This window comes from Aliifodinibius sp. S!AR15-10 (assembly GCF_031569985.1).
Taxonomy (GTDB): domain Bacteria; phylum Bacteroidota; class Rhodothermia; order Balneolales; family Balneolaceae; genus JAMQKA01.
Genome location: NZ_JAMQKA010000062.1, coordinates 1 through 25,257, shown reverse-complemented (window position 1 = coordinate 25,257; position 25,257 = coordinate 1). Strand labels below are relative to the sequence as shown.

The 25,257-nt window shown below is 47.2% G+C and carries 24 protein-coding genes and 1 tRNA gene; 12 read left to right on the top strand and 13 right to left on the bottom strand.

What is annotated here, in order from left to right:
* Positions 1-359: 359 nt before the first annotated feature.
* From NC796_RS23910 to NC796_RS23890, 5 genes are all read left to right on the top strand, one after another.
* Positions 360-863, top strand: a complete 504-nt coding sequence (locus NC796_RS23910; protein ID WP_310688337.1) for a histidine phosphatase family protein — start codon at positions 360-362, stop codon at positions 861-863.
* 134 nt (positions 864-997) lie between these two features.
* Positions 998-1,339: a hypothetical protein gene (locus NC796_RS23905; RefSeq protein ID WP_310688336.1), complete on the top strand. Its 342-nt coding sequence runs from the start codon at positions 998-1,000 to the stop codon at positions 1,337-1,339.
* A 6-nt stretch (positions 1,340-1,345) separates the two neighbouring features.
* Positions 1,346-2,494 carry a LysM peptidoglycan-binding domain-containing protein gene (locus tag NC796_RS23900; protein WP_310688335.1) on the top strand — a complete coding sequence of 383 codons (1,149 nt, stop codon included), beginning with the start codon at positions 1,346-1,348 and terminating at the stop codon, positions 2,492-2,494.
* A complete protein-coding gene (locus NC796_RS23895) occupies positions 2,491-3,222 on the top strand; it encodes a CPBP family intramembrane glutamic endopeptidase (RefSeq protein WP_310688334.1) in 732 nt (243 codons plus the stop codon). The genes NC796_RS23900 and NC796_RS23895 overlap by 4 nt, the downstream gene beginning before the upstream one ends.
* A 340-nt stretch (positions 3,223-3,562) precedes the next feature.
* Positions 3,563-4,138 (top strand): sigma-70 family RNA polymerase sigma factor, encoded by a 576-nt coding sequence (locus NC796_RS23890; RefSeq protein WP_310688333.1) that lies wholly within the window; start codon positions 3,563-3,565, stop codon positions 4,136-4,138.
* Positions 4,139-4,326: 188 nt separating this feature from the next.
* Here the strand turns inward: NC796_RS23890 and NC796_RS23885 are convergent, their stop codons facing one another.
* The 5 genes from NC796_RS23885 to NC796_RS23865 all read right to left on the bottom strand — a co-directional run bounded on the left by NC796_RS23885 (position 4,327) and on the right by NC796_RS23865 (position 9,301).
* Positions 4,327-5,628 (bottom strand): ATP-binding protein, encoded by a 1,302-nt coding sequence (locus tag NC796_RS23885; RefSeq protein WP_310688332.1) that lies wholly within the window; start codon positions 5,626-5,628, stop codon positions 4,327-4,329.
* Positions 5,629-5,874: 246 nt separating this feature from the next.
* Positions 5,875-7,128 (bottom strand): ATP-dependent Clp protease ATP-binding subunit ClpX, encoded by a 1,254-nt coding sequence (gene clpX / locus NC796_RS23880; protein WP_310688331.1) that lies wholly within the window; start codon positions 7,126-7,128, stop codon positions 5,875-5,877.
* A 15-nt stretch (positions 7,129-7,143) separates the two neighbouring features.
* On the bottom strand, positions 7,144-7,812 hold the full coding sequence (gene clpP / locus NC796_RS23875; RefSeq protein WP_310688330.1) for an ATP-dependent Clp endopeptidase proteolytic subunit ClpP: 669 nt from the start codon (positions 7,810-7,812) through the stop codon (positions 7,144-7,146).
* Between the two features lie 25 nt (positions 7,813-7,837).
* Positions 7,838-9,154 carry a trigger factor gene (gene tig, locus NC796_RS23870; protein ID WP_310688329.1) on the bottom strand — a complete coding sequence of 439 codons (1,317 nt, stop codon included), beginning with the start codon at positions 9,152-9,154 and terminating at the stop codon, positions 7,838-7,840.
* A gap of 64 nt (positions 9,155-9,218) precedes the next feature.
* Positions 9,219-9,301: transfer RNA gene (locus NC796_RS23865), tRNA-Leu, on the bottom strand.
* 188 nt (positions 9,302-9,489) lie between these two features.
* Here NC796_RS23865 and cutA point away from each other — a divergent pair.
* Complete coding sequence (gene cutA, locus NC796_RS23860; protein ID WP_310688328.1) at positions 9,490-9,870, top strand: divalent-cation tolerance protein CutA; 381 nt, start codon at positions 9,490-9,492, stop codon at positions 9,868-9,870.
* Between the two features lie 81 nt (positions 9,871-9,951).
* Here the strand turns inward: cutA and NC796_RS23855 are convergent, their stop codons facing one another.
* Positions 9,952-10,605 (bottom strand): phosphoadenylyl-sulfate reductase, encoded by a 654-nt coding sequence (locus NC796_RS23855; RefSeq protein WP_310688327.1) that lies wholly within the window; start codon positions 10,603-10,605, stop codon positions 9,952-9,954.
* A 190-nt stretch (positions 10,606-10,795) separates the two neighbouring features.
* Here NC796_RS23855 and NC796_RS23850 point away from each other — a divergent pair, with 190 nt between their 5' ends.
* On the top strand, positions 10,796-11,557 hold the full coding sequence (locus NC796_RS23850; protein ID WP_310688326.1) for an enoyl-CoA hydratase/isomerase family protein: 762 nt from the start codon (positions 10,796-10,798) through the stop codon (positions 11,555-11,557).
* Between the two features lie 37 nt (positions 11,558-11,594).
* Here NC796_RS23850 and NC796_RS23845 read toward each other — a convergent pair whose 3' ends face one another.
* Both NC796_RS23845 and NC796_RS23840 read right to left on the bottom strand, forming a co-directional pair.
* Positions 11,595-12,854 carry a trypsin-like peptidase domain-containing protein gene (locus tag NC796_RS23845; protein WP_310688325.1) on the bottom strand — a complete coding sequence of 420 codons (1,260 nt, stop codon included), beginning with the start codon at positions 12,852-12,854 and terminating at the stop codon, positions 11,595-11,597.
* 17 nt (positions 12,855-12,871) lie between these two features.
* Complete coding sequence (locus NC796_RS23840; protein WP_310688324.1) at positions 12,872-13,855, bottom strand: bifunctional oligoribonuclease/PAP phosphatase NrnA; 984 nt, start codon at positions 13,853-13,855, stop codon at positions 12,872-12,874.
* A gap of 167 nt (positions 13,856-14,022) precedes the next feature.
* Between NC796_RS23840 and NC796_RS23835 the strand changes: the two genes are divergently transcribed.
* The gene (locus NC796_RS23835; protein WP_310688323.1) at positions 14,023-14,658 is read left to right on the top strand and encodes a thiamine diphosphokinase; all 636 of its coding nucleotides are present in this window, start codon (positions 14,023-14,025) and stop codon (positions 14,656-14,658) included.
* A gap of 339 nt (positions 14,659-14,997) precedes the next feature.
* A complete protein-coding gene (locus NC796_RS23830; RefSeq protein ID WP_310688322.1) occupies positions 14,998-16,440 on the top strand; it encodes a sodium:solute symporter family protein in 1,443 nt (480 codons plus the stop codon).
* A gap of 109 nt (positions 16,441-16,549) precedes the next feature.
* Here the strand turns inward: NC796_RS23830 and NC796_RS23825 are convergent, their stop codons facing one another.
* From NC796_RS23825 to NC796_RS23810, 4 genes are all read right to left on the bottom strand, one after another.
* Positions 16,550-16,831 carry a hypothetical protein gene (locus NC796_RS23825; protein WP_310688321.1) on the bottom strand — a complete coding sequence of 94 codons (282 nt, stop codon included), beginning with the start codon at positions 16,829-16,831 and terminating at the stop codon, positions 16,550-16,552.
* A gap of 20 nt (positions 16,832-16,851) precedes the next feature.
* The gene (tsaE, locus tag NC796_RS23820) at positions 16,852-17,280 is read right to left on the bottom strand and encodes a tRNA (adenosine(37)-N6)-threonylcarbamoyltransferase complex ATPase subunit type 1 TsaE (protein WP_310688320.1); all 429 of its coding nucleotides are present in this window, start codon (positions 17,278-17,280) and stop codon (positions 16,852-16,854) included.
* A 5-nt stretch (positions 17,281-17,285) separates the two neighbouring features.
* Positions 17,286-18,839 (bottom strand): response regulator, encoded by a 1,554-nt coding sequence (locus NC796_RS23815; RefSeq protein WP_310688319.1) that lies wholly within the window; start codon positions 18,837-18,839, stop codon positions 17,286-17,288.
* Positions 18,840-19,010: 171 nt separating this feature from the next.
* The gene (locus tag NC796_RS23810; protein WP_310688318.1) at positions 19,011-19,538 is read right to left on the bottom strand and encodes a helix-hairpin-helix domain-containing protein; all 528 of its coding nucleotides are present in this window, start codon (positions 19,536-19,538) and stop codon (positions 19,011-19,013) included.
* Between the two features lie 348 nt (positions 19,539-19,886).
* Here NC796_RS23810 and NC796_RS23805 point away from each other — a divergent pair, with 348 nt between their 5' ends.
* Positions 19,887-20,681: an alpha/beta hydrolase gene (locus NC796_RS23805; protein WP_310688317.1), complete on the top strand. Its 795-nt coding sequence runs from the start codon at positions 19,887-19,889 to the stop codon at positions 20,679-20,681.
* A 120-nt stretch (positions 20,682-20,801) separates the two neighbouring features.
* Here the strand turns inward: NC796_RS23805 and NC796_RS23800 are convergent, their stop codons facing one another.
* Positions 20,802-21,758 carry a rhodanese-related sulfurtransferase gene (locus tag NC796_RS23800; protein WP_310688316.1) on the bottom strand — a complete coding sequence of 319 codons (957 nt, stop codon included), beginning with the start codon at positions 21,756-21,758 and terminating at the stop codon, positions 20,802-20,804.
* A 135-nt stretch (positions 21,759-21,893) separates the two neighbouring features.
* Between NC796_RS23800 and NC796_RS23795 the strand changes: the two genes are divergently transcribed.
* Positions 21,894-23,705, top strand: coding sequence for an MXAN_6640 family putative metalloprotease (locus tag NC796_RS23795; protein ID WP_310688315.1), 1,812 nt, complete (start codon positions 21,894-21,896; stop codon positions 23,703-23,705).
* 331 nt (positions 23,706-24,036) lie between these two features.
* Positions 24,037-24,903: a DUF72 domain-containing protein gene (locus tag NC796_RS23790; RefSeq protein WP_310688314.1), complete on the top strand. Its 867-nt coding sequence runs from the start codon at positions 24,037-24,039 to the stop codon at positions 24,901-24,903.
* Positions 24,904-25,257: the final 354 nt, after the last annotated feature.

Here is a 25,257-nt window from a genome sequence, read left to right as displayed (position 1 = left end):
TTCACCAAGGGTGATCTTTGAAAACACCCAGGGTGACTTTTTCAATCACCACCGGTGAATTTAACAAGGTGTAGGCATTAAAAACTGGCTCATACCGCACAGATGAAACAAATATTCGCCAGCTGTGCCACAGAAGGAACCTCATAAATCAATAACCTTTCATACCCGCTGATTACACAGATCTCACAGATCGGCAACGGTTGTTACTCTACCTGATCACGGTCTATGCTATCCACACCATCTATGGGAGAATAGAAAACAAGTGGACCGATAAAACCCAGTGAAATGTTGTTGGAACTGTTTCCGGGAACTTCAGTATTTTAAGATACATCATATGGCCAAAGGCAAAATTTATTGATATGAAACAGATACTGCTTCTACGGCACGCTAAATCATCATGGGATATTCCGGGCCTCAAAGACTTCGATCGCCCGCTGGCAACCCGCGGACAAAACGACGCCCCACGAATGGGCAAATTTCTTAAAAAGAGTGGCTACCTGCCGGGGGCTGTGATATCATCTCCTGCTCAACGGGCAAAGGAGACGATCCAGTTGTGCCTGGAAGCGGCCGGGCTGGATGACGGGATCATCACATGGAACGATGACCTCTACTATGGGGGTGCCAGCGACTACCTGGAGGCGATACAAAGTGCCCCCGATAAAACAGAGCGTGTAATGCTGGTGGGGCATAATCCCAAGATTGAAGATATTGCTGGAGAACTCTGCGGGGAGGCCAACATCCGCGTGCCGACAGCAGCACTCCTTTGTTTTGAACAATCGGCCAACAAATGGTCACAGATCAAGCTCGAACACACCCAGCTGAAATGGATGGTAATCCCAAAAATGATCAAACATCTACTTTGAAGATTACATCCCAAAAACTTTTCCTTAAAAGTAAGTAGGAAATCACATTTATCGTGATGACAGTTTCAGGTTCCTATATTTTCCTTATTTTCGGGAATGGATCGGCGTAAACCAATGGCGAATACTTTTTAGATATGACAAAAAAAAGCGATGCATCGAAACTCCGGAAACTGGCACTAAATATTAAGGAAAACCCGGACGATTCATTTTCAAAATTTGCGCTTGCTCTTGAATTCAAAAAAGTGGATCGATTTGACAAAGCCAGGGTTCTGTTTGAATCAATCCGAAATAATGATCCCGGTTATGTCGGCGTATATTATCACCTGGGAAAAACGTATGAGCTGTTGGGTATGAATCGCCAGGCTTTAATCACTTACAATGAGGGAATTGAAATTGCCTCTGCCAATAAAGGGGAAGAACGTACCGTTTCTGAACTGAAAGAAGCACTGGCTGAACTTGAAATGGAAATGAACTAACGTCAAATGGATTGGATACACAATACTCTTCTTAATTTTATAAAACAAAGTGCAATCCTGGTAGCACTGCTGCTGGGAGCATATTCATTTTCTTTTGCACAATCGCAGCAAACTCACACAGTGAAAGCCGGTGAAACCCTGTTCAGTATCTCGAAAAGTTATGATGTGGCGGTAGAAAAACTCAGGGACTGGAATAACCTTTCGGGTAACGAGCTTTCTGTGGGACAAACACTGGTTGTTGGACAATCTACGGGCGAACAACCTGAAAATGAGATCAGCCATGAAGTAAAGCCCCAGGAGACGCTCTTCTCCATTTCCAAACAGTATGGCGTGACAATAGCGGAGCTTAAGCAGTGGAATAGCCTCTCGAGCAATAACCTTGAAGTGGGGCAACAGATTACAATTTATCCCCCGGATGAACAATCGAAGAATATGCCTGCGAGTGAAACCTCCCTGGTCGCTAACACTACGACCTCACAGAATACCTACTATACGGTAAAAAGCGGCGATTCACTCTATAAGATTGCGAACCAGCACAACATGACCATAGATGAACTAAAACAGCTGAACGATTTAACTTCCAACACGATCCGTGTGGGCCAGCAACTCACAGTACGAAAATCGGGACAGGCCGCCCCCTCCGTTGCAGAAAGTGGTGGCGAATCAACCCCACAGGGATCTTTTGCCGTCCATACGGTGGCAAGCGGCAGTTCTCTGCAGGCCATTTTGCGAAAGTTCAACATGAGTGAAGAGGAGTTTCGGGCCCTGAACCCCGATGCGGGCTCATCCCTGCAGGCGGGCCAAGAGGTAACAGTATTGCTGCCTCCGACAAGAACCTATAAAAATCCATATACCATCCAGGCTAACCTGAAAGACCTGGGACAAACCGCCGTCTCTGGCTACGACGCCTCTCAAAAAGGGACCACCACGACCAGTGGCGAACTCTACAACCCCAACCAGCTAACAGCGGCCCATTCCAACATTGCGCTGGGGAATGTAATCTTTGTACAAAATCCGAATAACAACAAAGGAGTTTTTGTGCGCATCAACGATCGTTTCACAGGTAATGGGCTTAAGTTATCACAGGCCGCATTGCAGTCACTGAATCTGAACGCATCAAGTAACGCTACAGTCAATATGTTTCAAGATCAATGAGAAACCCTGCAAATTCTGTCAAGCGATATCTTAACAGTACAAGTACATTATTATACAGCTATCTCATCAGTCTGCCGCTACTTTTGCTCTATGAGGTCCTGATCTTTGTCTCCCAGCCCGATGCTTCCCAGGTCGTACGCATTTCGGTAGATGTGTGGATCAAATCACTGTTTGCCCAATTTGGGAATGACGTGCTGTCTATCACACTCATCGTTGTTGCATTGCTGGGTATTCTGATCCTGTACCGGGAGCGAGATAAGCTGGGCAGCCTAAACTTTTCCTACTTCTTTGTCATGGTTGGGGAGGCGATGATCTATGCCTATCTGCTTGCCCTTATCATTTCTCAAACCCTGGAGGCCCTGCTTCAGATGGTGCAGGTCAGCCCTGTGGAATCGCTCACAACCATGCAGCAATTGGCCCTTTCCCTCGGGGCGGGACTGTATGAAGAACTCTTCTTCCGGGTCATCTTGGTATCGCTGCTGATCTTTGTGTTCAAATACCTGTTCAGTAAAAAGTGGATGGCCATAACAGCCGCAGTTCTCCTGGCTGCTGCTATTTTCAGCTGGGTACACTACATCGGTGTGATGGGAGACCCGTTCACCATGGGCTCATTTCTCTTCCGCTTTCTTTTTGGGCTCGCACTCAATGGCATCTATGTATGGAGAGGCTTCGGGATGGCCGCCTGGACCCATGCGCTTTATGACATTATGGTCGTTGCCTTTTTGTAGAAATCAGTAGCCGGCATTTCTCACCAAGAAATTCAAATGTAAGTGCATGCATATCGTGAGGTTACGGAAATTAATCCTACATACTCGTGAGAAATGCAGGTTAGTCATGTAATTCATCCTATCTTTATATCTCTTCTCTATCATGTGGCTTCCTGTTAGAGAATGATTACTGCTCTTATCAACACAATCTATTTAAATTTTAAGTTGATAATTGATATACTCATATTTCAATATTGAATTAAAGGGAAGTAAATGATTTCAAGTACTTTCGCTAATTAATCAATATATTGAATTACTGGTTTAGCAATACTTATAATTTTCATAAAGGTGCCAGTTCGGGATGGCCGAATTAACCAAAGAAGAAGTACAAAAGCAGGAAGATTTTGAGGAAGAGATCATTCCCCATCTGGATGCGTTGTATAACTTTGCCCTCCGATTAACCTCGGACCCCAATGATGCGGAAGATCTTGTGCAGGATACGATCGTCAAAGCGTTCCGCTTTTTCAGCAGTTATGAAAAAGGTACGAATGCAAAGGCCTGGTTATTCCGAATCCTGAAAAATTCCTACATCAACAACTACCGCAAGCAATCTAAACAACCCAACCAGGTTGATTACGACGAAGTTGCAACCTTTTACGAAACCATCCGCGCCGAACGTACCGACACCTCCGACCTTGAAGACCGGATGTTCCGAGAGTTGATTGACGACGACATCTCAAATGCACTCGAAGAACTGCCGGAAGATTTCCGTACGGTGGTACTGCTCTGTGATATTGAAGGCTTTACCTACGAGGAGATTGCCAATATGCTTGATGTGCCCATTGGCACTATCCGCTCACGCCTGCACCGCGGCCGAAACCTGCTGAAAGCGGAGCTGATGGAGTACGCCAAGAAAAGAGGCTACCAACCCGACTAGCAGCAAGCAGTTTTCAGTGTGTCAGTGATCAGTGGTCAATTGACAAAATGTACTGTATTGTACTGTTTGATAAACTCAGAAATTGTGCACAATCTGCGTTTGCTTTAATATACAAGATCAAATAGGCAGTACGTAATACGCAACAATCGATGATTTCTTCTGTTCACTGACACACTGCAAAACTGATATCACTGCGCCTCTTCCTCTTCTTCTAAATCCAACTTCAACACAATTCGAATCGTTGTCCCCTTCCCTTCTTCTGAATTCAACACGAACACCTTGCCCTTGTGATAGTTCTCAATAATCCGATTGGTAAGGCTGAGTCCGAGTCCCCATCCTCTTTGTTTCGTGCTAAAACCGGGTTTAAAAATCTCCTGGTGGTATGACTTTTCTATTCCCACGCCCGAATCTTCAATATCAATCATCAGATCATTTTCAATGCGCTTGGTGCTCACTTCCACGAAAGCATCATTGCTGCTTGTCTTGATGGCATCCATGGCATTTTTCAGGAGATTTTCCAGGGCCCACTGGAATAGCTCGGTATTTACCTTGGCCCTGAGATTCCGATCGAAATTACGGCGGACATCCACATTTTTGCCCAGCTGTGGCAGCCGTTGTTCCATATAATCGATTACCTGGTCGAGCAGCGGTCCGATACGGTTGGAGGTCAATTCCGGCTCAGAACCGATCTTATTAAACCGCTCCGCCACCCCGCGAAGCCGGGTAATATCCTTCTCCAGCTCATTGCAGATTCGCTCGGTAAAGTCGTCTCCCTCCTTTTCATCCCGCAAAAGTTCCACCCACCCGTAGAGGCTGGAAAGCGGCGTTCCAAGCTGGTGGGCCGCTTCTTTGGTCATACCAACCCACAAATTTGATTGCTCGGCCCGTGTTATCGTTCGGTAACTTACATAAGCGATGCCCAACAGCAGTGCCAGTAACGTAAACTGGATATAGGGGAAATACCGCAGCATTTGAACAGTGGGACTTTCTCCGTAATACACATACTGGGTTTGAGAATAGCTTTCACCACCCAATTCTACCACTATGGGGGGATTCATCCGCTTAAATCGGTCGATTAGATCCCGGTTTAAACTAGACTCATCAACGTTCCTGTGGAAAATAATCTCCCCCTGCCCATCCACAATAATGGACGGAATCTTGAAACGATCCTTGATAATAAGTTCGGAGGCCACAAAATTTTGAGAAGCGCGATCTGCTTCGGCCTCTTCAATGAGATCGAGCAGGCTGTCAGGGACGGCCGAGTATCGCTGCAGCTCATTCATCACAGTAAGCAAATTCTGACTGATCTCATTGTGAAATGGCCGACCCGTATATTCAATCGCCCGGGCCCACAGCTCCACACTCAGGCGTTCCTGCTCCAACACCCGGTTTACCAGGTACTGGTTGTAGGCAAAAGAACCGATACCCAGGCAGATCAGCAGACCGATCAGAACAATGTTGATTCTATTTGACGTGAGAAGCTGTTTCATTCTTACTTTGAGATTAAGCCACAAGCTTGAAAATCGTAATTATTTACCAATATACAATGCTTCCGGTTTAATGGAACACGGACGGCGCAGATCCAACGGATCTACATGTTAAAATCAATATCATTCAGCTGATATCCGCAGTATCTGTGGCATTTGCGTTCCTCACCCACTCTATTTGGGGATAAATTAAAAAAGGCATCACCGCAAGATGATGCCTTTCAATAATAAATAAACAAACTTATTCAATTAAGCCGATGCTTTACGCTTTTCGTAAACGGGCGGTGCATTGTTCTGGATCGTTTCTCGTGTAACTACGCAGCGCTCCACGTTTTTCATCGATGGCAGCGTGAACATAATGTCGAGCATCGATTCCTCCATGATAGAACGCAATCCACGTGCCCCGGTTTTTCGTTTGAGGGCTTTTTCAACGATCTCTTCAAGAGCCTCTTCCTCAAAAATAAGCTCAACGCCTTCGAAGTTAAACAGCTTCTTGTACTGCTTGACCAATGCGTTTTTAGGCTTCTGCAGGATCTCGATCATGGCACTCTTCGACAGCTGATGCAGCCCGGCAATGACCGGAAGGCGACCGATGAGCTCGGGAATGAGGCCGTAATTCTGGAGATCTTCCGGCTCCACATGCGTGAAAATATCCGGATCCTCCTTGTCATACTTCACCTGCTCTTCCGAATGGAAACCCATGGAGCTCACAGAAAGCCGTCGTGCTATAATTTCTTCCAGACCGCTGAACGCTCCACCACAGATAAACAGGATGTTGGAGGTGTCAATCTGGATAAAGCTCTGCTCGGGGTGCTTGCGTCCTCCTTTGGGGGGCACATTTGCAACCGTTCCCTCAAGAATTTTCAGCAGGGCCTGCTGCACCCCTTCCCCGGAAACATCACGTGTAATAGAGGGGTTGTCACTCTTGCGGGCCACCTTGTCTACTTCGTCAATATAGACGATACCACGGCGGGCTCGGTCTACATCGTAGTCAGCCGACTGCAAAAGACTGGAGAGAATACTTTCCACATCCTCCCCCACATAACCGGCTTCCGTCAGCACGGTGGCATCGGCGATGGTAAACGGCACATCAATAACATTGGCCAGCGTCCGCGCCAACAGGGTTTTCCCGCAACCGGTGGGACCCAGCAACATGATGTTACTCTTTTCAACCAGCGTGTCGTCGAGGTCACCCTGCAGCTCGCCGCCGATACGCTTATAGTGGTTATAAACGGCGACCGACAGGGTCTTCTTAGCTTGTTCCTGCCCAATCACGTATTCATCCAGCCGCGCCTTGATTTCAGCCGGTTTCAGGATCGGTTTAAAGTTCTGCTCTCGTTTTTTGGACATCGAAGCCAGGTCGCTTTTTACAATTCCTGACGCGTCAGCAACACAGCGGTCGCAAATGTATACATCATTGGGACCCGCAACCATGCTATTCACTTCATGGCTCGAACGGTCACAAAAAGAGCAGTGAATGGTTTTATTCTTTTTATCACTCATAATATTCAGGTGATCTTACGAAGATGAATCAGAAGTCTTCTTCTTGTCGTTCTTCATTATATTATCGATAAGGCCGTAGTCCAGCGCTTCCTGGGCACTCATCCATTTGTTACGGTCGGTATCCTCCATAACCTGCTCGGGATCCTTTCCGCTGTGATCGGCCAAAATCTCGCTAATCAATTTTTTGATACGGATGATCTCCTGTGCCTCAATCTCAATATCACTGGCCTGGCCCTGCACGCCACCGAGTGGCTGGTGAATCATGACCCGGGCGTTCGGCAGGATATTACGCTTTCCACTCTGGCCTGCTGCAAGTAGCACTGCTCCCATGGAAGCCGCCATGCCCACGCACGTAGTAGCTACATCACAAGTGACATACTGCATAGTGTCGTATATGGCAAACCCGGATGATACTACGCCGCCCGGACTATTAATATACAAATTAATATCTTTTTCGGGGTCTTCAGCCTGCAGATACAACATCTGTGCTACAATGGAGCTTGCCACGGCATCGTTCACCGGGGTTCCGAGAATAATAATCCGGTCTTTCAGCAGGCGCGAATAAATGTCGTAGGCACGCTCACCCCGGTTGGTGGTCTCTACGACCATGGGAACCAGGTTATTATTTTGAATCTGCTGTCTGTCGCTCATCTCTGGTAACTCAAAAAGTGGTTGTTTGTTCATAGCTTAACCTGCAATGTTCAAGAATTTATTCTTCTAATGCTTCTTCCGCCTCTTCGGAAGCCTTCATTTTCTTTTGGTAAGCATCTTCATACTCATCCTTTGAGATCTCATTGATCTTGATTTCTTCTCCTAGCCTGTCAAAAACCTTGTTCTCTCTGATGCTGTTACGCAGACCTTCGAGTTGCTGAGGATTTTGAGCAAACATGTTTCTCATCTGATCAACAGAGACCCCGTATTGTGCCGCCTGGGCGGAGAGATGCTCGTCTATATCATCGGGTTTTATCTCTATATCGTCAAATTTTTCTTGCAGCTTTTCATTGATGAAAAACCACTTGGCATCGCGCACTGCCCGATCGCCTAATCCCTCCTTGTACTCCTCGGGGTCAAAATCGGGTGGCAACTGGCCCTGGTTTTGCTGCTTCACGCGTTCAACGTACTGGTCCTTGAACTGCTCAATAAAAACTTCCGGCACCTCAAACTCGTGCGCTTCAACCATTTTATCGACCATATCGCGCTTAAAAAGATCGTCAGCGCTCTGGTCGTAGTAATTTTGAATCTGGCTCTTAATCAGGCTTTTATACTCATCAACGTTTTTAGCTTCTTCGTTCGTCTGTTCCTTGGCAAAAGCATCGGTGAGCTTGGCCTTCTCTGACTTTTCCACTTTCTGAATCTTCAGCTTAAAGCTGTGGGAGTGGTCGCCGTGACCAACTTCTACATCAACTTCATCACCCGCCTTGTGGCCCAGCAGGTCATCCTTGAATTCTTTGGACTCCTCTTTGTTTAGATCGATAACCTCGTTGGCCTTGTTCTCTTCATCCAGATTGCCGTCATCATCCACCGGAATAGCCTCAACCAACACCCGGCTGGTTTCGTCCACTTCTTCTTCGACCTCGTTCCAGTCACCCTGCTGCTGTAGCTGCCGCTCCACTTCTTCCTGAACTTCTTCATCAGAAACGTCGTGGACCATCTTGTCCACCTCTATGGAACCTAAATCTGTTAATTCAAACTCAGGGCGGGCACCAATTTTGAAAGTAGCTTCCAGCTGATCATTTTCCCAGCTCATATCAATCATCTGGCTTTCGCCAATCGGATCGTACTCGGGCACCACTTCCTTCTCAAATATTTCCTGCACGTACTTTCCGACTTCTTCCTCCTCAATTTCTTCACCAAACCGCTTTTTTATCAGCTGGAGTGGCACTTTGCCCGGCCGAAAACCAGGCATATTGATCTGCCCCTGGTATTTTTTGTACGCTTCTTTGAATTTTGGGGCCAAATCTTCGCGCGTAGCAGAAATTTTAACCTGCTTGTCAACGGAAGTTATATCTTCAACTGAAATATCCACTTAAATTACTCCTCGTATTTCTACTTATCTTAAATTATTACTGTTGCATTTGGGCAGACGAGAGTACGAGAGGGGGGACTCGAACCCCCACGCCAAAAAGGCACTAGATCCTAAATCTAGCGCGTCTACCAATTCCGCCACTCTCGCAAGTTTACTGGTCAAACAGCTCCGACGTTATGCGGAAGTCTAAAAGCCACGAAAACTACGACTTTTTCGATCTCATTTCAACACGTACTTTATCTATATCATTCACGCGGCTACAACAATCTGGTGAGACATTCTGATCAATTTTGTAATTTGATGCAACAGTCGTTTCCCAACATAACCCAATTGCCATGTTTTATAACCTTCGCCTGGTGTATATAACCACAAAAGATAAGGATGAGGCCCGCAAAATTGGTCGATCACTTGTGGAAGAAAAACTGGCCGCGTGCGTAAATATTATTGATGGAATGGAGTCGATATATCGCTGGAAAGGAAAAGTAGAGGAGGCGAAGGAGGCTATTTTAATTGCCAAAACGCCCTATCATAATGTGAAACCGCTCACCCAGCGTGTTAAGGATCTGCACAGCTACAACTGTCCCTGCGTCATTTCCCTTACCCTTACCGAACAGGAAGGCAATGAGGATTACCTGCGATGGCTCATCAAAGAAACGAAAAAACAAGAGATCAATTACGAGATTGAAGGGGAAGATATAGAGGGATCAAACCTGTAGAATCCAGCCGGGATTTCCCAAGAAATTTGTCCTCAGCAAGAGAAAGGTAAAATAGCCGCAAAAAATACATGGCTATATCACCTACCGATGCAATCCGCACTCGGTCTTCATATCCTCAGACCATCGCCCTTCCCGCCCCCGGCCAGGCATCGTGCAGTGCGTACAGCCTATTGAGGAATATCCCTGCTCTTCCAGCGGATTGCGCGGCAAGCCGTACACCTCCATATACTCATCCACCATGCCTTTATTCCAGTCGATCAATGGATAGCAACGGAGCATTTCCGTTTTCTCGGTAACAATATTCAGGTTTCTGCGATACTGGTTTTGGAAGCCGATCAAACCCGACATCCAGATCTTGTATTTACTTTTCAGATCCTGAATCGGCTGCACCTTGTTAATATCACAGCACTGATCTGGATCACTGAGCCAGAGTTCCTTTTCACGGGTCTCTTGATGCTTGGAGCGGTCCGGACGCAAACTTATCACATTGAGATCGAGCAGTTCCGTAAGCTGCTTCTTGTAGGCCAGGGTCTCTTCAAAATGATAACCCGTATCAATAAAACAGACAGGGTAACCGGGCTTTACGCGGCTGATGATATGCAATAGAACTGCAGATGTCGTCCCAAATGAGGAGGTTACCAACACCTCCTTAAATGTGTTAAACACCTGGGCAACACGCGCATCCACAAGCTTGGGCGAAAGCGTACGGTTCAGCTCTGTTTTATCGACAACCAATGTATAAGATGTTAGATTTCAATAGTTTTGTTTTAAGACAAGTGATTTAAATCATTTTAATGAAATATTGCAAATACAAACAGTAAAATTAAAATTGGGAATGTTGAATTAGGAATTTGTTTGACATTTGGTCAATTATGAGGATACTGGACGAGAATTAACTACACCAAAAACACCAAGTACAAGTACATTGAGTGTACTACAGGCCAACAAAGATAGGCATATTCTAACCGCTAGCATCCATCGACCCGGAGCATTAAACGCCATCAATTTTAAAGTGATGGAGCAACTGGAAGACCTGCTCGATCGGCTGGAGAAGGACAACGAAATACGCACATTTATACTGACAAGTGCTGGTAATGAGGTGTTCATCTCTGGCGGGGATCTCAAAGAGTTCCACGGAATAAAGTCTGCAAGAGAGGCTAAATTGATGGCCCGCCGTATGGGATCCATTCTCAAGCGGATCGAAAAGCTACCCTGCTGGACCATCGCTTCCATTAACGGGAGTACATATGGCGGCGGCTGGGAGATTATGCTCGCCTTTGACTTCCGGATTGCATCCCAAAATGCCACCTTCAACTTCAGCCAGGCCAAGTTTTACCTGCCACCGGGCTGGGGTGGACTAACCCGCCTCACGGAAAAAGTCGGTCGCTCTACGGCACTACGCTGGCTGGCGGAAGCGGCAGAAGTTGATGCCGATACTGCTCTGCAACATAAACTTGTCGACAAGGTTGCTGACCCTGAAGTGCTGGGTAAAGAAACAGAACAATGGGCTCACAATCTCAGCAAAAATGATCGCGACTTTATCCAAACATTGAAACGGGGGGCTCTACGGTATTCAAAGATCCGCTGGGAAGCAATCGAGAAAGAGCTGGAACCGTTTGCCCGATTTTGGGAGGACGAACGACATGAAGAACAGGTAAAGAAGTTTTTGGGCAGGAATAATAAATAAGATGCAGCCCACCTAGGGGGTGTACCACGTCCTAGCTTTACTGTGTTTCGGAACTATCCACTTTTTGCCGTAATGTCATTTCGGCTTCGTAGCGCTTGTTTTTACGCATCAATTCCAGCTTCATCGTGTCCCCTTCTTCGAATTCCCGCATCAGGGCCTGAGCATGCATCTGGCTGTGTACCCGCTCATCCCCAATTTTAAGAATGATATCCCCGGGCATCACGCCAGCCTCATAGGCGGGTCCATCTTTATTCACACTGGTTACCAACAGACCCATAATAGCCGGCAAATTGTATTGTGCGGCCAGCCGGTAAGTCATTGGAGTGGTTTCGAAACCGGGATTATAACTCAATTTTACCTGGCCCGAACGCGAGAGCTGACTGATAATCTTTTCCACCCGGTTGCTGGGTATGGCAAAACCGAGTCCCACATTGCCTCCACTGGTACCGCCAGTATAGATAAACGTATTCACCCCGATCACTTCACCCTTGCTGTTGACAAGCGGACCACCGGAATTTCCTCGGTTGATAGCGGCATCGGTTTGGATCATGTCCATATACACGCGCGGCTCATTGGGATCAGGGCGGAAATCGCGCCGGGTGGCACTGACAACACCAACCGTCACGGAAGGCTGAGCTGCCTCAAAAAGTCCAAATGGATTACCGATTGCAATACTCCACTCCCCCACCATCACATTATCTGAATCCCCAAAATTCATATAGGGAAATTCGCGGTCGGCCTGGATCTTGAGCAGGGCAAGGTCGGCCAGCTCATCAGAGCCCAACAATTTGGCTTCGTGCTGAGAACCGTCGGGCAGAGAAACCACAATCTTCTTCGAATTTTTTCCCGCCACATGCTCATTGGTCACCACCAGACCGTCCTTGCTGATAATAAAACCGGATCCCATACTGTTGAATTCCCGCTCTTGCGGTGCCAAAAAGAAACCGTAAAACTCATCAAATGCCAACCGACGCCCTCCCTGCACTACCTCAGTTACAGTTATGCTCACCACTGCAGGACTCACCTGCCGCACCGTTCGCGTTATGGCATTGTCGCGTGACGCATAAATGGCAGAGTCAATTTCCTGTATAGAGGAATTATTACGAAGCGATGAACTGGTAGAACTGGAGGTGTTACCTGAGGCTGAAACCTGTTGTTTACCGGACGTGGAGTTCTGCTGGACTTGTTCTTGCTTAACAGGGGTTGAAATCGAACCATGCTCTTTCCGAGCCTGGCAGGCTAACAATGTAAAGGTCAATAAAATTACAGAAATGGGAGTGAATAGCGTTTTAAACATGTCTCAACAGCTGGTTTTTAGGACTTATCAATAGAGACGAGCTGCTTGGAACCGATCTCAACCACTTCTTCAATTGTCTTTTCCAACGGGCCCGGGTGCCATGCGCCGGAGGCTTTCTTATGGCCGCCGCCGCCAATCTCACGTGCCCATTTATTGACATCTACTTCATTGCTTTTTGATCGAAGGCTCATTTTCACCCCATCTCCCAGTGCCTTAAAAAGCACAGCTGCTTTAATATCAGCCACACTCAGGGGATAGGCGACAAAGCCCTCGGTATCGTCGTTGGTTGTATTCGTCTTTTCAAGCATCTCTTTGGTAACGCACATAATGGCGATTTGATTGTCCTCATATAGCTCGATGGTACTAATCGCCATGCCCAGCAAACGCAGCTGGTTGAGCGTTTTATGTGAAAAGACCTTTTCGGCTACCTCATTGGGGCGGAACTCACCCAGGCGCAGCAGTTCCGAACAAATATTTAGAGTTTCCGGCGTCACGCTGTCGTACTGAAGCGAGCCGGTGTCGGTAAGTATGCCGGTATACAACGCTTTGGCAGCACGAGAGTCCAGCTGATTGATATCGTGCTGCAGGAACACATGAAAGATCAGCTCACACGTCGAGGAAGCCTCCTCCACCGAAATACTCATATCGAATCCATCATTGGGGTCGGGGTGATGGTCAATCATGTAGGTTGGTTTGGGGTCATCCTGGATATAATCCGAGTAGGTACCAAAACGGGGTGGAGAATTACCATCAACCAGTACAAACGCATCGCACTCTTTCAGCTCTTTCTCATCCGGCTCTTGAACAGGGTAATATTCGGTGAGCCATTCCAGGTTCATCGGCACCGGGTCATCATTGAATGCATATGCCTTGATCCCATTATTTTCCAGCCAGAGACACATCGCAATCTGCGCCCCGATACAATCTCCATCGGGACGTATATGAGAAAAGACGCCTACTGTTTGATGCTCTTGTAATCTCTTTATCAGTTTTTTAAACATGCTCTTAACTGCTCGTAAATGGGAAAAAATAAGCTTATTAAAAAAAGGTATTGCCTTGAAGAAAGCAATTATTTTTATACCCTTACTATTTGATCTATCTCATGTATTTTAGACCAATAGGCTTCATTATTCGTTATTTTATGTCATTAAGAATCATATTCACGTAAATGAAAGGTATCATTCTTTGTAACGGGCTTCCTCCAAAGGCACCACTCCTGCGCATGCATTTAGAGGAAGCTCAGCTTTTTATAGCAGCCGACGGCGGGGGAAATACAGCCCGCGACCTTGGCCATCAACCCGACCTGGTTATCGGAGATCTCGACAGCTTTCGTCCATCGCAAGACGACGATTTTGAAGTCATCAAGGATACTGACCAAGAAACGAACGACCTGGAAAAAGCCCTGGAGCTGGCCGCAAAACGTAGTGTCAGCCATGCGGTAGTGCTGGGCGTAACAGGCCAGCGTATCGACCAGACGCTTAAAAACCTTTCAGTACTCAAAAGTTTTAATGACCAATTCGACACCCTCGTATTCGAGGATAACTTCGGCACCATGTTTTTGTTGCCCCGCTCCTATTCTGCCGAATTAACGGAAGGAACCACCGTTTCACTGTTCCCTCTCTCTGGACGTGTGGAAGGTATTCACACGCAAGGTTTAAAATATCCCCTCAGGGATGAATCGCTGGAAAATGGCATTCGGGATGGCTCGTCCAACCGGGTGATCTCTTCACCGATCGAGATCACATACCGCACCGGCGACCTGCTTATCTTTGTGGGACGGGATGAGACACAGGATGAGTTTTAGAAATTAAACCTACTTCTACTCCTGTTGATCATTTTTTCAGCGATGAAATCCGCCGGTAGTCGGATTAAAAAACTAAACGGAAAAAATCGCCGTCGGTGCTAAACTTGACCTGAAGGGCTCTTCAGTCCGCTCCCTTCCAAGCGGTCAACTTTACCAAGGCCGGATGTCGGAGTCTGGTTTTATTGTAAAGGGGTTCATATTGAATTCCTTTCAAAAAACGAAATACTTAAATGCTATTTTTTGCCTAAAAGATTAATTCTCCGGACACTAATGATTTTTAATTCGTAATTATCTTTTCATATTCGGGTCTCACGTTACAACAAATAAACAAGAGTTCTCTTGACTGAGCTTCAATTCACTGCATTCGACTGGCTCCTGCTGCTACTCTATTTCGGGCTGCTCGTTTACCTGAGCTGGCAGAAAAACTGGGAGAGCCAAGATGAAGAGACATTTCTCCTTTCGGGCCGAAAAATGACACTGCCCGCTTTTGTTGCCACACTGGTATCCACCTGGTACGGGGGCATTCTGGGGGTCGGCGAATACAGCTACCAATACGGCATTTCACAATGGCTCCTGTTTGGATTTCCCTTTTATATCTTCTCAGCCCTGTTTGCCGTCTTCCTGGCTGGTAAGATTCGCTTGAATAAAGCCTTGTCAATTCCCGAGGCTGTAGCAAATATTTACGGGGAAAAAGCCGGTAGGTTTTCTGCTGTGCCGATATTTGTGCTGGTGAGTCCCGCTCCGTACATCCTCATGCTGGGCTTGCTGTTTCAATACCTGACGGGTGGGAGCGGCAATTTCCTGTGGTATGCGGCCGCAGTTGCCTTCTTCTCAGTAGCCTATGTGACGTTTGGTGGATTCAGCGCCGTGGTCCGCACCGACATGCTCCAGGTTCTGCTCATGTTTGGTGGATTTATTCTGCTCCTGGGCTTTGCCTTCATGGAGTTCGGCTTCATCGGTCAGCTCTGGAATGCGGTTCCCGCCACCTATCGCGATCTTTCCGGCGGGCATAACCTGCAGTATATCCTGGTTTGGTTCTTTATTGCGCTTTGGACTTTTGTGGATCCAAGCTTTCACCAACGCGCCGCAGCGGCAAAATCACCGGAAACGGCCAAGAAAGGAATTTTTGCCTCCATTCTGCTCTGGTCACTGTTCGACTTCCTTACCATGTTCAGCGGTATGTATGGCTGGGCCATCCTGGGACCGGACCTGCAGGAACCGATCATGGTGTATCCTTACCTGGCAAATGAACTGCTTCCACTCGGAATTAAAGGAGTATTCTTTGTCGCGCTTCTTGCCACCATCATGTCAACGATGGACAGCTACCTTTTTCTTTCCGGTCAGACGCTCGGGCGGGACTTCCTTGTCAACTATTTTCCAAACACCTCCAACAACCGACTTACCCGTATCAGCGTCTTCATTGCAGCCGTACTCGGCATACTACTCATCATCATCTATCCCAGCGTCATCGACCTGTGGTACGTGATCGGATCGGTGATGATTCCCGGCCTCCTGATACCGGTACTTGGCGTTTACCTGCGGCTGTTCACCCTGAAACGAGAATGGGTATTGCCAACTATGCTCATCAGCATAATGGTATCACTGGCATGGCTGATCTTGGGTACCATCTATAATCAGCAACAATACTCCTACACGTTTTGGGGAATTGAACCCTTCTACCCGGGATTGGCCATCAGTGTTCTACTCTGGATGTTGGGAAGAGCAAAAGATGATGGCCTGTTGGAAAGGACGGAGCTTCTCAACGAAAACCTCAAGGAATAGAACACGGATAACACGGTTTTTACGGATTGACACACTGATAAAATATAAACTGTGGTTTTCCGCTGGATCTGCGTCATCGGCTTTCTAACTGCACGACAACTTAGAAGCCCTATGTGCTTTTCAGGATGTGTCCCAGATTCAGCTTGTGGATGGGAATGAGATACTTCATCGAAAGCGCATCTTTCTGGATGTTGAGCAAGCCGGTGCCGCGGAAATCGACTACCGCCAGGCCGTCCATGCAGCGCACCACTTCCCCAATACCGTAAAATTCCGGGCAGGGTCCATAATACACCAAATCACCCAGCTGGATGTTATTTTTTGCCCTCCGGTGAAACGGTAGGATCACCGGGAGACGGTCAAGTCGATATGATAATCGTTGATTTGCTCCCATAAGAGCTTCAATATAGCCAATTATTTATTGTCGTTGCCAAATATAAATTTTCGTTTTTGGGGTCCCAGGGATTCTATATTTATCCACCGGGAGTGTTCCGGGATGAACGGCATTATCTTTTCAGGCCACTCGATAACCGAAACGCCCTCCCTATAAAAATATTCTTCTGCCCCAATTTCAAGAGCTTCTTCCGGTTTTTCCATACGGTAGCAGTCGAAGTGATAGATCGGCAGCCTGCCCTCGTACTCATGAATCAGGGTGAATGTTGGCGATTGCACCGTTGCCGGATCAATACCGAAGTAGCTGGCCAGGCCTTTTACAAATTGGGTTTTTCCAGCCCCCAGCGGACCGTTCAGGCAGAGGACATCACCGGGCTGGAGCTCTTCGGCAATTGATTTTGCCAGCTGATGGGTCTCTTCTTCTGATTCCGTAATCACTTCTTTCTCCATCACAACTACAGCATTGCACGTGGTCTGAGAGTGGCAATCGGCAATATCATCTCCTCCATACTGGCACCGCCGTGCAAAAAGGTATCCCGGTAGCGATTTTGATACCGGTGATAATTCGTTGGATAAACGAAGTAGTAATCCTCTTTGCCGATAATATAGTTATTCACCAGGCTGGGACTCGGCAGCATGTAGGAGTTGGGATCCTCAATAAACAGCGCTGCACTATCATCGGCCTTCAGGTTGCGACCATATTTGTAGCGCAGGTTGGTAGAAGTGTCTTTATCCCCAAAAACCTTGGTGTCGCGGAGTGCCCGCACGGCCCCGTGATCGCTGGTGATGACGATCACTACCTCCTCCTCAGCCAAATCCTTCAGAATGCGCAACAGCGAGGAATGTCGGAACCAGGTCCGGGTTAACGATCGGAATGCCGGCACATCGGGGGCGATCTCCTTGAGAACTTCAGAATCGGAGCGCGAGTGGACCAGCGTATCCACAAAATTATAAACAAATGTGCTGAGCGGCGACTGCGTGTAGTTGTGGATGCGGTCGGCAATCCGCTGACCCTCTTCAGCATTCAGAATTTTTTCGTACTTGAAATTCAGGTTCAACCCCTGCCGGCGAAGCTGATGCGCCAAAAGCTCGTTTTCATACTGATTGAGCGAGGTCTCGTTATCCCCCTGCTCCCACAGCTCGGGGTAGATCTCCTCTATCTCCAGCGGAAACAGGCCCGAAAATATGGCATTACGCGAATAAGGCGTGGCCGTGGGGAGAATAGAGTAGTAAAAATCGGTGTCGATGCTGTAAAAATCGGTCAGCAGGTTCTCGAACACCAGCCACTGGTCGTAACGCATACAGTCGATCACAAAGAAGAGCGTGGTCTGACCATTTTCCACATGCGGCAGCACATATTCCGGCAGGATATCCACGGAAAGCGCCGGGCGCTGCGGCGTCTCTTGCTCAATCCAGTCACGATATGAGTGCTGTATATAGCGCCCAAACTCCCGGTTGGCCTCTTGGTACTGGTCGGTGAGCACCTGTCGCAGCGACTCTTCGCTCCCCTCCAGGTCAATCTCCCAGCGCGTGAGCTGCTGGTAAATATTGATCCATTCTTCCCAAGTGGTATCCACCCGGATTCGCTCTGAAATCTTGTTAAAATTCCGCAGGTACGACTGGGCAAACTTTTCATTGCGAATACGCTTGCGTTCCAGGATACGCTTGACGGTGAGCAGGATCTGGTTGGGATTGACCGGCTTGATCAGATAATCCGATATCTTGCCGCCGATCGCATCCTCCATAATCGACTCCTCTTCGCTCTTGGTAATCATGACTACCGGCAACGAAGGCTGCGAACGCTTGATCTTGTTCAGCGTGGCCAGGCCGTCCATTCCCGGCATCTGCTCATCCAAAAATACGATATCAAATACGCGCTCCTTGATCAGGGTAACGGCATCGCTCCCGTTCGTAACCGGGACAATCTCGAACCCCTTGTTTTCCAGGAAAATAATATGTGGCTTCAACTGATCGATTTCATCGTCAGCCCAGAGAATACGATTCGACATCGTGGTAACTTTTAGACTTTTGGATCTCCTTGTGATATATACATAATTAACCTATCGAATATAACGTGTTTTTGCGTGAAGTGTGGCAGCATACTGGAGAAATTAATGATTTGTTGAAATCGGTTGTTAGCCATGAGTTTTTAATGTTGATCCTATCCTGATATCAGCCCTTTATAGTGCAATCATGGGCTTTATGTTCTCCAGTCTTTTTTCTCCTATTCCTTTAATCCTGATCAACTCTTCGGCCTCCTCAAACCGGCCTGCTGTATCGCGATAAGCCACAATCCGCTTGGCATAGACAGGACCTATACCCTTTAATTCTTGCAGCTTTTCAAGACTAGCAGTATTCACATTTATTTTTTGTGGACTCTTTTGCTCGAGCGTGTCGGACTCAGAACTGCGGGTTATGGTGTCGCTGACTGCAATGATCATCCCGTTCGAATCAGCAGGTTTTGCTACTTTAGGCTGGGGACTATAGCGCTTCAAAAGTTCTCTTTCCTTCTGCTCTATGTCAGCCTTTCTCCTGTTGAATTCTTCTCTGATTGCTTCATAATGTTCCGCATTAGCCGCAGTGCCCGGCTCTATCACAAAATTCAAAACAGACATTATCACAAGCAATACCAAAAGGCTTGCAATGGTGATACGCTCCTGTCGCGTAATCTTCAGCTTCTCCAGCCAAAAAAATATTTTCCTCTTCATAATGCTCTCTCCTCTCTAAATTGCATTTGTCATTCACCCTATAGACCGCCCTCAAGCCAAATCCTTACAAAAAATTTTGTTTTCATTCTGGATTAATGAGATGTTAGCGCACGTTTCATGTTTGAGGTTAAATGTTAAAGGTTGAAAGTTGCTGCTTTTCAGAACCTTCGATCCTGGAAGAAATTCCTGTTTATTCTTGTGGATTCTACATAAAAAGCACAGCCTCGGCGTCATCCCGGACTCCGATCCGGGATCTCGCAGAGAATCGAAGCATTGATACGGTTGAGTTAGTAATCAACGTCATGGTAGTCTTTTTTAAAACCTCACAGCATTATTCTAGTATCTTTTATGCCAGAAAAAAAACATTTTAGCTACGAAAATTTAACCATTTCTTACCAAAAACTTGGTGAGGGCCCGCCCCTGGTGGTGCTGCATGGGTGGGGAACAAGCGGCCGCTCCATGATACCGCTGGCGAAGTCGCTCTCCCGTCTGCGTACCTGCTACGTTCTGGATCTGCCCGGCTTCGGCGACTCTTCTCCCCCGGAGCAGGCCTGGACCATCGACGACTACACCGACATGGTGCAGACTTTTATTGAGGAATCGGATCTGGGGAAGGTAGATCTGCTGGTTCACTCGTTTGGGGGGCGAATTACGCTAAAACTCTGTGCGAGAGAAGTAGGAAAAACTATGATCGGTAAAGTGTTAATAACGGGCGGTGCAGGTATGAAACCAAAACGCAGCCTGAAATTCTATTTCAAGAAGTACCTGGCCAAGACACTCAAAGCGCCCTTCCAGATACTGCCAGGAACTGCCAGGGAAAAAGCGCTGCAAAAGCTTCGTGACACGTCTCTGTGGAAGTGGCTGGGGTCCTCAGATTACCAAAAGCTTTCGGGCGTAATGCGGGAGACATTTGTGAAATCGGTAACCGAACACCTGGAATCCTGCCTGCCCCAAATTCCCCATGAGGTACTCTTGCTCTGGGGACGTGATGACGAGGCGACCCCACTCTACCAGGGAGAACGGATGGAGAAAGGGATCAAAAATGCGGCCCTTGTAGTGATTGACAATGCCGGACACTACGCGTTCCTGGACCGCCCCAAACACTTCGCCTCTATCGCCAAAGCATTTTTTAAGGAGTCATGATTGATGCGTGATACATAATGCGTGATGAGTACGGAGTTATTATTATATCATCGATCATTGCCCCATGAATCATATTAAAATTCTTAAAAAGGTACTAATTTAAAAACAGGGGAAATACCCTTACGCATTACCCTCCAGCTCCCGCTCCTTAAACTCATCATCAAAATAATTATACCACTTGCGGAACGGGCGGAAAGCGTTTTCCGGATCAAACGGCCGCTTGAATTCACTTTGGCGGCATTCCTCACTGCAGCACCCTTCCATCTTTATGGCTCCCTCTTTTGAGCAGACAAACAGCTTGTTGCACTCCATATTGGCACAGTTGATATAGCTGTCGGCTGGCTTACCGGTAATTTCACAGCGGGCGATCGGTTCCAGGTTATCTTTATTCACAGGCACTACCAGGCGATCATCAAACACAAAACATTTTCCCTTGTAATGCTCGCCGCCCTCTTCATTGGCATATCGCAGGATGCCCCCATGCAGCTGGTTCACATCCTCCCAGCCCTTCTCCTTCATCAACACAGAAAACTTCTCGCATCGAATGCCGCCGGTGCAATACATCAGTACCTTTTTGTCCTTGGGGGCATCAAACTGATCCAGCCAATCAGGGAAATCATAGAAGTTTTCCACATCCGGCGTTATAGCTCCCTCAAAATGGCCGATCTTGCTCTCATAGTCGTTACGCACGTCGATCATCACATAATCCTCACCCGATTCCATCACCGCCTTCCACTCGTGTGGCTCCAGGTATTTTCCGCCGTACGCCGGGTCCACATCTTCTTCGTGGAGTGCCACAATTTCATCCCGCGTTTTGCACTTCAGCTTTGCAAACGGGATGAAGTCAATGGTATCGGTCTTGAAGTCGATGCCCTCGAATCCTTCTATGGCGGTAAGGTGCTCCTTGTACTTCTGCATCTGCTCAGGTGTCCCCCCGAGTGTCCCATTGATCCCTTCCCGACCAATATAGATGCGACCTTTCACCCCAAGTTCTTTACAAAATGACTTATGCTGTTCACAGAATGATTCGGGATCTTCAATATCCGTGAATTTGTAATATAGGATGACCTCGTACATTTATTTGTGCTCTTTTGGTTTATTCGTTTAAGCTATTTTGGATTAAATCGCGTTATTACCCATTGCAAATGCCAAAATTAAGGCTAATTTTGCAAGAAATGAACTCAGAACTGCTACAAATATTACGTATCCCGTTTGATCCACAATCATAAAATATTCATCGGTCTGGTATCGACCTTCCTGTTCTTCACTTCAAGCAGCATAGCTCAGCAAACGCTGTATGGAGAGCAACCGAATTCCCAGGAAACGCTCCGTGCTATCCAATCCACCTACTTGGATGGTGAAATCAGCCTTGAGCAGAAAGTATTGTACCAACTGTATGCGGGATTAGATGTAAAAGCTCTACCCAGCACCTATAAAACACACCAAACAGCACCTATTAAATGTGGTTTGCCCGCCATCAGGGAATACCAAGGGAACAAAGATCAGCTTTCGCAAGCCACAATTGACAAGGTGCAGGCGATCCTTCGTCGCTCCACACAGGCCCAGGAAACATACCGCTCCCCCAGTGGCAAATTCGAAATCCATTATGACGTCAGTGGAGCAAATGCCGTTCCCGCTGGTGATACAAATCCCTCGAACGGGATCCCGGACTACGTAGACTGGGCGGCAGCCGCGGCTGACTCCTCTTGGCGTCACCAAATCCAGCGACTGGGCTATACCGACCCGGTGGATGGATCCAATCCCTACCCGATCTATATCGAAAATATTAATTCCTATGGCTACACAGATTATGGCTATAACCGTGGGCTCAGCACCGACACCTACATCGTGATTCATAAAAATTACGATGATTTCCCGGAGAACGATGACCCCGAAGGCAACCAGAAGGGAGCCCTAAAAGTGACAATAGCCCATGAACTCAAGCATGCCATCCAGTATGCCAACAGCGAATGGTACGGCTGGCCGGAAAATCCGGAAAGTCCACATGGCACCGATTGGTCGGAGATGGATGCCACTATGATGGAAGAGGTGGTTTATGATAATGTGAACGACTATTACAACTACATCGGGGAGGGCGGCTCGAGTCTGTTTGTATCAAACAACCACAGCATCCCGGTCGCATACGATGGCGTTACCTGGTTCATCTATTTCTGGGAACGGTACGGGGAGGAATTCTGGCCGGGGGTTTGGAGCCGAATTCAACAGCAGTTCCAACAACAGCGGAACCGGACAAACCCCGATTACTTGACCATGAAGGGAGCAATTACCCAGACTTTACAAGAGGAGTACGAGGATTCTTTTGAAATTGCCTTCGCTGAATCTCACTTGTGGCATTATGCTTCTGGAATCAACTATTCCCGGGATGGTTATGGTTTTAATGAAAGCGCCAACTATCCCAGCCCAACGATTAATTCAAGGTTAACAGCCCGAGATATATTTGAAAACGACTCGGTATTAGCCATGGGCGCTAAATATATAACGGTAGACAAAGAGTCTGACCTGCAGGGGTATCTAAAAATGCTGGCAGAATACCAGGATCAGGATATCCAGATAGGACTAATCGGCTTCTACGATGATGGATCCGTTGACACAATTATACGTAAGGGGGATATCCATAGTGGCTTTAAGCTAACTACGCCATGGAACTGGGAGGCAATCACCCACGCCGGTATTGTGGTCACTAATTCAGGTAAATCGGAATTACTGGGATACAACCTGGCATTCTCACCATTTGCTTCTGATGGAACAGAGGTTGCGCAAAATTACCCGAATCCCTTTAACCCAACCACTACAATTGAGTTCGGCCTACTTCAACAGTCTCACGTCCAACTCAGCGTTTATAACGTGGCAGGACAAAAAGTTTCTACGCTTAAAGATGAAATACTACCGGCTGGTGTCTATGAGGTTCCCTTTGATGGCCGCAATCTCGCCTCGGGAGTCTACTTTTACCGGCTTGTTACTGACCAGCGGGTTATTGTCAAAAAGATGACGCTGATTAAGTGACAGCTATTCCAAGAATTTATTTAAAAGTATTTACCAGTTTGTTTTGTTTCCTTTATTAATCTGCGGTATCTGCGTAATCAGCGGCAGGAATTCCTGGGATGGTTGAAGGCTAGAGGTTGAAAGTTACAAGTTGAAGGTTTTGAATTATGCTTTTTGTCAACCCTTAACCTTTAAACATTCAACTTGTAACCTTAACAGCTATTGATTGCGTTCTTTTCTACAAATATGTTACGTGTAATGAATTAGAGGCCTCTCTGCCGGTTACCTGTAGAATTCTTATAATGTTGGCATCGAATATGACTGTTTATGATCAACTGAAAAGAGTAGTAACATGGCAATTACCAAATACCATCTGGGCTGCACCGTATGGAGTCTGAAAGAATGGGTGGGTACTTTCTTTCGTGATGATGCCAAACAAAAAGACTACCTAGCCCAATATGCTTCGGTATTCAATTCTGTGGAGGGTAATACCACCTTCTACAACATCCCTGATCCCAAGACTATAAAAAACTGGGGGAGACAGACGCCCGACGGTTTTAAGTTTTGCTTCAAGTTCCACCGATCTATCACCCATGAACGACGCCTGCACGAGGTGGAAGATCAGGTACTCCGCTTTATCGAGGTTTTTGAGCCAATCGAAGAGCACCTTGGGCCGTTTCACATTCAGCTGCCAACGCAGTTTTCGCCCAAGGAGTTCGACAAGCTGGAGAAGCTGCTTGCCATTTTGCCAAGTGCCTTCAGTTATGCCGTGGAGGTCCGCCACCTCGACTTTTTTGATCACGGTCGCCATGAGCACCGCCTCAACCGATTGCTAAAAAGCTACAACGTGGATCGCGTAGTGTTCGACACCCGGAAGCTCCATTCCATGAAATCAGAAGATCCCACGATCAGGGAAGCCCAGAAAAAGAAACCGAAGGTGCCGGTTCGTTTTGAAACCACCGGCTCGCGCCCGTTCATCCGGTTCGTGGGCGCCAATGACCCCATCAACAATGAGCCCTACCTTAAGGAATGGGCCATCATGGTGGCCGACTGGATCAAGGAGGGACTCCACCCCTACGTGTTCACCCATGCCCCGGACAAGGCCAAACAGCCGCCCATCGCGCGCAAGTTTCACCAGCTGTTGTCAGAATTGATTGACCTAAACCCTATGCCCGCCTGGCCTGTCGAAAAGCAGGATGAGCAATTAGGATTGTTTTGAAATCATTAGTGTCCGGGGGGATCAAACTTTTATGCACAAAATGTTGCTTAAGTTCACCGCAATTCGTTTTGGAAAGGAATTCAAAATGAACCTCTCTTCAGATCAGCCTTGGCTTATCCGGCCTTGGTAAAGTTGACCGCCCGGAAGGGATCGGAGGGGAGCGTAAAGAAAAAATCTGTGATTTTTTTAGCGGAAGGACGAGCTCTTCAGGTCAAGTTTACCTGAGCCGGTGAATTTTTTGGTATTCTAAGACTTAGTCAAGAAGATTCGGTTATCTGATGTTGATAGATTTTCACGTAAGGAGTCCCTCGTTTGATCACCGCAAACACCCGATACAGCAACTTGCAGACGACG

Excerpts from the sequence above, each read along its gene's own strand:
- NC796_RS23910 (WP_310688337.1), top strand. The coding sequence starts at position 360 with ATGAAACAGATACTGCTTCTACGGCACGCTAAATCATCATGGGATATT.
- NC796_RS23905 (WP_310688336.1), top strand. The coding sequence starts at position 998 with ATGACAAAAAAAAGCGATGCATCGAAACTCCGGAAACTGGCACTAAAT.
- NC796_RS23900 (WP_310688335.1), top strand. The coding sequence starts at position 1,346 with ATGGATTGGATACACAATACTCTTCTTAATTTTATAAAACAAAGTGCA.
- NC796_RS23895 (WP_310688334.1), top strand. The coding sequence starts at position 2,491 with ATGAGAAACCCTGCAAATTCTGTCAAGCGATATCTTAACAGTACAAGT.
- NC796_RS23890 (WP_310688333.1), top strand. The coding sequence starts at position 3,563 with ATGGCCGAATTAACCAAAGAAGAAGTACAAAAGCAGGAAGATTTTGAG.
- NC796_RS23885 (WP_310688332.1), bottom strand. The coding sequence starts at position 5,628 with ATGAAACAGCTTCTCACGTCAAATAGAATCAACATTGTTCTGATCGGT.
- clpX (WP_310688331.1), bottom strand. The coding sequence starts at position 7,128 with ATGAGTGATAAAAAGAATAAAACCATTCACTGCTCTTTTTGTGACCGT.
- clpP (WP_310688330.1), bottom strand. The coding sequence starts at position 7,812 with ATGAACAAACAACCACTTTTTGAGTTACCAGAGATGAGCGACAGACAG.
- cutA (WP_310688328.1), top strand. The coding sequence starts at position 9,490 with ATGTTTTATAACCTTCGCCTGGTGTATATAACCACAAAAGATAAGGAT.
- NC796_RS23845 (WP_310688325.1), bottom strand. The coding sequence starts at position 12,854 with ATGTTTAAAACGCTATTCACTCCCATTTCTGTAATTTTATTGACCTTT.
- NC796_RS23840 (WP_310688324.1), bottom strand. The coding sequence starts at position 13,855 with ATGTTTAAAAAACTGATAAAGAGATTACAAGAGCATCAAACAGTAGGC.
- NC796_RS23835 (WP_310688323.1), top strand. The coding sequence starts at position 14,023 with ATGAAAGGTATCATTCTTTGTAACGGGCTTCCTCCAAAGGCACCACTC.
- NC796_RS23825 (WP_310688321.1), bottom strand. The coding sequence starts at position 16,831 with ATGGGAGCAAATCAACGATTATCATATCGACTTGACCGTCTCCCGGTG.
- tsaE (WP_310688320.1), bottom strand. The coding sequence starts at position 17,280 with ATGGAGAAAGAAGTGATTACGGAATCAGAAGAAGAGACCCATCAGCTG.
- NC796_RS23815 (WP_310688319.1), bottom strand. The coding sequence starts at position 18,839 with ATGTCGAATCGTATTCTCTGGGCTGACGATGAAATCGATCAGTTGAAG.
- NC796_RS23810 (WP_310688318.1), bottom strand. The coding sequence starts at position 19,538 with ATGAAGAGGAAAATATTTTTTTGGCTGGAGAAGCTGAAGATTACGCGA.
- NC796_RS23805 (WP_310688317.1), top strand. The coding sequence starts at position 19,887 with ATGCCAGAAAAAAAACATTTTAGCTACGAAAATTTAACCATTTCTTAC.
- NC796_RS23800 (WP_310688316.1), bottom strand. The coding sequence starts at position 21,758 with ATGTACGAGGTCATCCTATATTACAAATTCACGGATATTGAAGATCCC.
- NC796_RS23790 (WP_310688314.1), top strand. The coding sequence starts at position 24,037 with ATGGCAATTACCAAATACCATCTGGGCTGCACCGTATGGAGTCTGAAA.